8 protein-coding genes are annotated in these 6650 nt (G+C 64.2%); 6 read left to right on the top strand and 2 right to left on the bottom strand.

The window, feature by feature from the left end; genetic code table 11:
* Positions 1 to 36 precede the first annotated feature (36 nt).
* Complete coding sequence (locus tag EN994_RS12925) at positions 37 to 546, top strand: flavin reductase (RefSeq protein ID WP_013528541.1); 510 nt, start codon at positions 37 to 39, stop codon at positions 544 to 546.
* A gap of 29 nt (positions 547 to 575) precedes the next feature.
* On the opposite strand, the gene hpaR is transcribed toward EN994_RS12925, so the two are convergent.
* Positions 576 to 971: a homoprotocatechuate degradation operon regulator HpaR gene (gene hpaR / locus EN994_RS12920; RefSeq protein WP_224620863.1), complete on the bottom strand. Its 396-nt coding sequence runs from the start codon at positions 969 to 971 to the stop codon at positions 576 to 578.
* 215 nt (positions 972 to 1186) lie between these two features.
* Here hpaR and EN994_RS12915 point away from each other — a divergent pair, with 215 nt between their 5' ends.
* The 5 genes from EN994_RS12915 (at position 1187) to hpaH (ending at position 6008) form a co-directional block, all read left to right on the top strand.
* On the top strand, positions 1187 to 1573 hold the full coding sequence (locus EN994_RS12915; RefSeq protein WP_013528543.1) for a 5-carboxymethyl-2-hydroxymuconate Delta-isomerase: 387 nt from the start codon (positions 1187 to 1189) through the stop codon (positions 1571 to 1573).
* Between the two features lie 11 nt (positions 1574 to 1584).
* A complete protein-coding gene (hpaE, locus tag EN994_RS12910) occupies positions 1585 to 3102 on the top strand; it encodes a 5-carboxymethyl-2-hydroxymuconate semialdehyde dehydrogenase (RefSeq protein WP_063170418.1) in 1518 nt (505 codons plus the stop codon).
* Between the two features lie 14 nt (positions 3103 to 3116).
* Complete coding sequence (hpaD, locus tag EN994_RS12905) at positions 3117 to 4097, top strand: 3,4-dihydroxyphenylacetate 2,3-dioxygenase (RefSeq protein ID WP_063169700.1); 981 nt, start codon at positions 3117 to 3119, stop codon at positions 4095 to 4097.
* Positions 4098 to 4332: 235 nt separating this feature from the next.
* Complete coding sequence (locus tag EN994_RS12895; RefSeq protein WP_127307575.1) at positions 4333 to 5205, top strand: fumarylacetoacetate hydrolase family protein; 873 nt, start codon at positions 4333 to 4335, stop codon at positions 5203 to 5205.
* Positions 5202 to 6008 (top strand): 2-oxo-hept-4-ene-1,7-dioate hydratase, encoded by an 807-nt coding sequence (gene hpaH / locus EN994_RS12890; RefSeq protein ID WP_063169698.1) that lies wholly within the window; start codon positions 5202 to 5204, stop codon positions 6006 to 6008. Before EN994_RS12895 ends, hpaH begins: the two co-directional genes overlap by 4 nt.
* 28 nt (positions 6009 to 6036) lie before the next feature.
* Here the strand turns inward: hpaH and EN994_RS12885 are convergent.
* A partial coding sequence (locus tag EN994_RS12885; RefSeq protein ID WP_164745893.1) for a phosphotransferase occupies positions 6037 to 6650 on the bottom strand: 614 nt, incomplete at its 5' end.

Here is a 6650-nt window from a genome sequence, read left to right as displayed (position 1 = left end):
TTCACTCCGCTTGTCTCAACGGCCGAGTGAAATCACATGGCCACGCAGATTTCGAAAGCCGATTTCCGCGACGCCATGGCGAGGGTCTGCGCGCCGGTCAACATCGTCACCACAGACGGGCCGGCAGGACGCGGCGGCTTCACCGCCACCGCCATGTGCAGCGTCTCGGACGAGCCGCCGACGCTGCTCGTGTGCATGAACGGGCGCTCGACCCAGGCCGCCATGTTCCTGTCCAACCGGCGCTTCTGCGTCAACGTGCTGACGCATGACCACATGCATCTGGCGGGAAAGTTCGCCGGCGCGACCAGGGACATGGAGGCGCGCTACGCCTCGGCGCGCTGGCAGACGCTGACCTCCGGCACGCCGGCGCTGTCGGATGCGATCGTCAACTTCGATTGCGAGATCGAGACCGTGCATGTCGTCGGCACGCACAATGTCATGATCGGCCGCGTCATCGATGTCCGGCACGGCAGCGGCGGCTCGGCCCTGCTCTATGTCGACCGGAATTATACGCAGCCGACACGGTTGGGCAGCTTTGGCGGGTGAGCCTGGACGAAACGGCCAGGACCGACCGCTCAGCTCTCGCCGTCGATCAAGCTCTCCAAGAGGTCGAGGAGCTGCTCCAGCTTCTCATGCCCAAAACGCTGTTCGATGTCGTCATAGATGACGCGACGCTCGGGCGACAGGGCGTCGATCAGGGCGGAGCCGGCAGGCGCAATGGTCAGCACGACGCGGCGGCCGTCGCCTTCGGCCTTGTTGCGGGTGATGAATTTGCGTCCCTCGAGCGCCTTGATGATGCGCGTCAGGCTGGGCGGCAAAACCGAGGCGCGATCGGCAAGTTCCGTCGCCTCGACCGGGCCGGCTTCGCTGAGCACACGCAGCACGCGCCATTGCTGTTCGGTCACGTCATGCGCCGCAAGCATCGGCCGAAACCGCGCCATCACCGCTTCGCGGGCATGAAGCAGCGCCATCGGCAGGGAACGACGGGTATTTTCAGGCAGCAAAAAAGAGCCTCCCACGCTTGCGATCGAAACAGGCCTTCCCTCGGCCGAATCCGCCAGCCGGGGCCCGTTCCTGCCATCCCGTATCGTTGCGCCAAGGCCGATGCAAGACTTGACTTCGCGGATGCGGCATGTAATTAACGCGTTAACTACAACAAAGCAATAACCCAGGGAAACGAAGCGCCGTGCCTCACTTCTCCATCGAGTATTCGGCCAATCTCGATGCCAAGGTCGATATGGACGAATTGTGCGCGCTGGTGTTGCGCACAGTGCTGGACACCGGGCTGTTCGAGACCGGCGCCGTGCGGGTGCGGGCCTTTCGCGCCGAGGCCTACGCGATGGCCGACAGCCTGCCGGAAAACGCTTTTCTCGACATGTCGTTTCGCATCGGCACCGGCCGCAGCCCGGACGAGAAGAAGCGGACCGGCGAGGCTGTCTTCGCGGCGGTGAGCGAATACCTTGCCACCCTGTTCGAGACCCCGCATTTCGCCCTGTCGCTCGAAATCCGGGAAATCGACCCGGTGCTCAGCTGGAAGAAAAACGCAATCCACCCGCGGCTGCGCGGCAAGTGACGGAACCCGACATGTCCGACCTGCAAGGCAATCTGAAAAAGGCCGAGGCCTATCTGGCCCGCTTCAAGCGCGATGGCGTTTTGAACCAGATCGGCGGCGAGGCGGTGCCGGCCCTCGATGGCGCGACGTTCGAAACGCTGTCGCCGGTCGACCTCAAGCCGCTGGCAAGCGTCGCGCGCGGCGGGGCCGCCGACATCGACCGCGCCGCCAAGGCGGCGAAGGCGGCGTTCCCAGCCTGGGCAGCCATGCCTGGCGAGGCACGCAAGAAGCTGCTGCACAAAATCGCCGACGCAATCGAAGCGCGCGCCGAGGAGATCGCTTTTGTCGAATGCATGGATACCGGCCAGGCGCTGAAGTTCATGGCCAAGGCAGCGCTGCGCGGTGCCGAGAATTTCCGTTTCTTCGCCGACCGCGCGCCCGAAGCGCGCGACGGCGAGACGCTGCGTACGACAGGCCAGGTCAATATGACGACGCGCGTTCCGATCGGCCCGGTCGGCATCATCACGCCGTGGAACACACCGTTCATGCTGTCGACGTGGAAGATTGCGCCAGCGCTGGCGGCCGGCTGCACCGTGGTTCATAAGCCGGCTGAATTCTCGCCGCTGACCGCCCGCCTGCTGGTCGAGATCGCCGAGGAGGCCGGCCTGCCGAAAGGCGTATGGAACCTGGTCAACGGCCTTGGTGAAGACGCCGGCAAGGCGCTGACCGAGCATCCCGACATCAGGGCGATCGGTTTTGTCGGCGAAAGCCGCACCGGTTCGATGATCATGAAGCAAGGCGCCGGCACGCTGAAGCGCGTGCATTTCGAGCTTGGCGGCAAGAACCCTGTGATCGTCTTTGCCGACGCCGATCTCGAGCGCGCCGCCGACGCCGCCGTATTCATGATCTATTCGCTGAATGGCGAGCGCTGCACCTCGTCGTCGCGGCTTCTGGTCGAAGCCTCGATCTATGAAAGCTTCACCGCCAAAGTCGCGGAGAGGGCGAAGCGCATCGTCGTCGGCCACCCGCTCGATCCGAAAACGGTGGCCGGGCCGCTGATCCATCCGGTGCATGAAAAGAAGGTGCTGTCCTATATCGACATCGGCAGGTCGGAGGGGGCGACGCTGGCCGTCGGCGGCGGCAAGGTCGATGGACCGGGAGGCGGCTGTTATGTCGGCCCGACCCTGTTCACCAACGTGACCAACGGCATGCGCATCGCGCAGGAGGAGATTTTCGGGCCGGTGCTGAGCGCCATTGCGTTCAACGACGAGGCGGAAGCGCTGGCGCTGGCCAACGACACGCAATACGGCCTGACCGGCTATCTCTGGACCTCTGACGTCACCCGCGCCTTCCGTTTCACCGATGCGCTGGAGGCCGGCATGATCTGGGTTAACTCCGAGAACGTGCGGCATTTGCCGACCCCCTTCGGCGGCGTCAAGAATTCCGGCATCGGCCGCGACGGCGGCGACCATTCCTTCGACTTCTACATGGAGACGAAGAACGTCGCCTTCGCGACGACGGCGCACGCGATCCAGAAACTCGGCGGCTGACCGGAGGAAATCGGATGCCCTTGCCCAAACCCAATCTCTACCCCGCCTTCAACATCGTGCGCCTCAGCCATGTCGAGTTGGCTGTCACCGACCTCGCCAAATCCCGCGCCTTCTATGTCGACACGCTCGGCCTGCAGGTTACCGACGAGACATCAGGCGCCATCTACCTGCGCGCCATGGAGGAACGTGGCCATCACTGCATCGTGCTGCGCAAGGCGACGACGCCGGAAGCGCGCGACCTCGGCTTCAAGGTCTTTTCGGACGAGGACCTCGATAAGGCCGAGTATTTCTTCAAGGGCAAGGGCCTGCCGGTGGAATGGGTCGAGCGGCCCTACCAGTCGCGCACTTTTCGGACGCGCGACCCGCACGGGATTCCGCTGGAGTTCTATGCCCAGATGGAAAGGCTGCCGCCGATCCATCAGAAATATGCGCTCTACAAGGGCGTCAAGCCGCTACGCATCGACCACTTCAACTGCTTCTCGCCCAATGTCGACGAGTCCGTCGCCTTCTACAACGAGCTCGGTTTTCGCGTCACCGAATACACCGAGGATGCCGCAACCGGGAAGCTTTGGGCAGCTTGGACGCATCGCAAGGGCGGCGTCCACGACATCGCGTTCACCAACGGCATCGGCCCGCGCCTGCATCATGTCGCCTTCTGGGTGCCGACGCCGCTCAACATCATCGACCTGCTCGACCTGATGGCGACCACGGGCTATTTGCCGAACATCGAACGCGGCCCTGGTCGGCACGGCATCTCCAACGCCTTCTTCCTCTATGTCCGCGACCCGGACAACCACCGTATCGAGATCTACTGTTCGGACTACCAGACGGTCGATCCGGACCTGGAGCCGATCAAGTGGGACCTCAAGGACCCGCAGCGCCAGACGCTGTGGGGCGCACCGGCGCCGAAAAGCTGGTTCGAGGAGGGCAGTGCGTTTGCCGGGGCGGAGGCGCGCCAGCCGGATTTGGCGGCTTCGCCGATCATTGCGCCGTGAGTGGGATTTTGGAGATGTCAGCGTTCCGTGGCGCCCCCCTCTGTCCTGCCGGACATCTCCCCCTCAAGGGGGGAGATTGGCTAGGCCCATGGTCAGCGCCTCTGTTGCAGCGTTGGAAATTGGCGAAGGCAGAGATGACATCCGATCTCCCCCCTTGTGGGGGAGATGTCCGGCAGGACAGAGGGGGGCGCCGTAGAGCGCCATCCTCGCCCACCACCATTGCCGGAGCCGCAGCATGAAACACGCACGGCTCGCCACCCTCACCGTCGGCGGCAAGGCGCGCTATGGCGCGGTCACCAGCAAGGGTGTCATCAACCTGTCGGCGCGCCACGGCCAGTGGCCGACGCTGCGGGAAGCGATCGAGGCCGGCGCCTTGCGGCGGCTGGCGGAAGAGGCCGAGGCCTTCCCGATCGATTTCCCGCTCGACGCCATTGCCTACGAAATTCCGATCCCTTCGCCGGAAAAGATCATCTGCGTCGGCGTCAACTATCCGGACCGCAACGAGGAGTACAAGGACGGCCAGGCAGCACCCTCGAATCCGTCGCTGTTCGTCCGTTTTCCCCGCTCCTTCGTCGGCCATGGCGCGCCGCTGGTGCGGCCGCCGGAATCCCCGCAGCTCGATTATGAGGGCGAAATCGTCATCGTCATCGGCAAGGCGGGACGGCGCATTGCCGAGGCCAACGCGCTCAGCCATATTGCGGCATTGTCGCTGTGCAATGAAGGCACCATCCGCGACTGGGTGCGGCATGCCAAGTTCAACGTCACGCAAGGCAAGAATTTCGACCGCAGCGGCTCGATCGGCCCTTGGCTGGTGCCGTTCACCGACGCGGAGCAGATCGCCGACATCGCGCTGACCGCCCGCGTCAATGGCGAAATCCGCCAGCAGGACCGCACCAGCCGGATGATCTTCTCGTTTCGCAAGATTATCGCCTATGTCTCGACCTTCACCACGCTGGTGCCGGGCGACATCATCGTCACCGGCACGCCGACGGGCGCCGGCGCCCGCTTCGAGCCGCCGATCTGGCTGAAGCCGGGCGACGTCATCGAGGTCGAGGCAGACGGCATCGGCGTGCTGCGCAACAGCGTCGTCGACGAGGAAGCAGCATGACCCCGGAGCAAGTGGAAGACGCCGCGGCACGGCTGTTCGAGGCCGAGCGTTCACGCCGCCAGATCCGGCTGCTCAGCCTCGATTTTCCCGAGGCGACGATGGAGGATGCCTATCGCGTGCAGGCAGCGCTGGTGACGCGCAAGATCGATGCCGGGCTGAAGCCGAAGGGCTGGAAGATCGGCCTCACCTCCAAGGCGATGCAATATGCGCTCGCCATCGACACGCCGGATTCGGGCGTGCTGTTCGACGACATGTTCTTCAATGACGGCGCGTCGGTTCCGGCCGGCCGCTTTATCCAGCCGCGCGTCGAGGCCGAGATCGCCTTCGTCATGAAGGCGCCGCTGAAAGGCCCCGGCGTGACGATCTTCGACGTGTTCAACGCCACCGACTACATCACGCCGGCGCTCGAAATCCTCGATACGCGCATCGAGCGCGTCAATGCGGAGACGAAGAAGGCGCGTACCTTCTTCGACACCATTTCAGACAATGCCGCCAATGCCGGCATCGTCATCGGCGGCCGGCCGCAGCGGCCTGATGAGACCGACATGCGCTGGATCGGCGCCATCGTTTCGCGCAATGCCGAGGTCGAGGAGACCGGGCTTGGCGCCGGCGTGCTCAACCATCCGGCGATGGGCATTGCCTGGCTGGCCGACAGGCTCGCCCGCTACGGCATGTCGATCGCTGCCGGCGAGGTCGTTCTCTCCGGGTCGTTCGTGCGTCCGGTCGAGGCGCGACCCGGCGACACGATCGTCGCCGATTTCGGCAGTTCGGGCACGGTCAGCATCCATTTCGCGAAGGGCTGACGGTTCCGCCAGTTCTTATCAATCGGCCTTATTCGCCATGCAGATAGGCAATCACCACATCGGCTGCGATGGCCGACATGCGCAAGCCGACCTCCCTGGTGATGTCGCCTTCGACGCGGCTCTGCACCCAGCCGAGGAAGGCGAAGGCCCGCAAGGCAGAAAACAGCGGCAGCGCGGCGATGTCGCGCGCCGTCAGTTCGCGCTCCTGCCGATAGCCCTTGAGCAAAGCGTCCTCGATCAGCGGATAGATCGCCTCATCGCGGTTCTGGTAAAGCGCGACGGCAAGGTCGTACATGTGCCAGCCATGGCCGCAATCGTCGAAGTCGATGATGCGGATCGCACCATCATGGACGAGCACATTCTCGCGCACCAGGTCGGCGTGGATGATGCCGAAATTGCGGGCACTGCGTTCATACGTCAATAGCGCGCGCACGGCCTTTTCGCGCGCCCGCAAAACCAGCTCCCGGCGAGGACCGTCGAGGAAGGGCGAGGTCTCGAAACGCCCCCAATTCGGGTTCGCGCCGAAGAAGCCGTCGAAATCCCAGGCATGGCGGGCAAAGCCGGACGGAGGCGTCCAGGCTGCTGTGACATTGTGCATGTGGGCGATGGTTCGCCCGATCTCGGTAAAGATCTGTCTTGCCT

The sequence above is a fragment of the Mesorhizobium sp. M7A.F.Ca.CA.002.09.1.1 genome, from assembly GCF_003998555.1.
Classification (GTDB): domain Bacteria; phylum Pseudomonadota; class Alphaproteobacteria; order Rhizobiales; family Rhizobiaceae; genus Mesorhizobium; species Mesorhizobium ciceri.
This window is presented reverse-complemented; position numbering and strand designations above follow the sequence as displayed.

Bases quoted from the DNA above. Each gene is read 5' to 3' on its own strand.
- EN994_RS12925 (WP_013528541.1), top strand. From the start codon at position 37: ATGGCCACGCAGATTTCGAAAGCCGATTTCCGCGACGCCATGGCGAGG.
- hpaR (WP_224620863.1), bottom strand. From the start codon at position 971: ATGGCGCTGCTTCATGCCCGCGAAGCGGTGATGGCGCGGTTTCGGCCG.
- hpaE (WP_063170418.1), top strand. From the start codon at position 1,585: ATGTCCGACCTGCAAGGCAATCTGAAAAAGGCCGAGGCCTATCTGGCC.
- hpaD (WP_063169700.1), top strand. From the start codon at position 3,117: ATGCCCTTGCCCAAACCCAATCTCTACCCCGCCTTCAACATCGTGCGC.
- EN994_RS12895 (WP_127307575.1), top strand. From the start codon at position 4,333: ATGAAACACGCACGGCTCGCCACCCTCACCGTCGGCGGCAAGGCGCGC.
- hpaH (WP_063169698.1), top strand. From the start codon at position 5,202: ATGACCCCGGAGCAAGTGGAAGACGCCGCGGCACGGCTGTTCGAGGCC.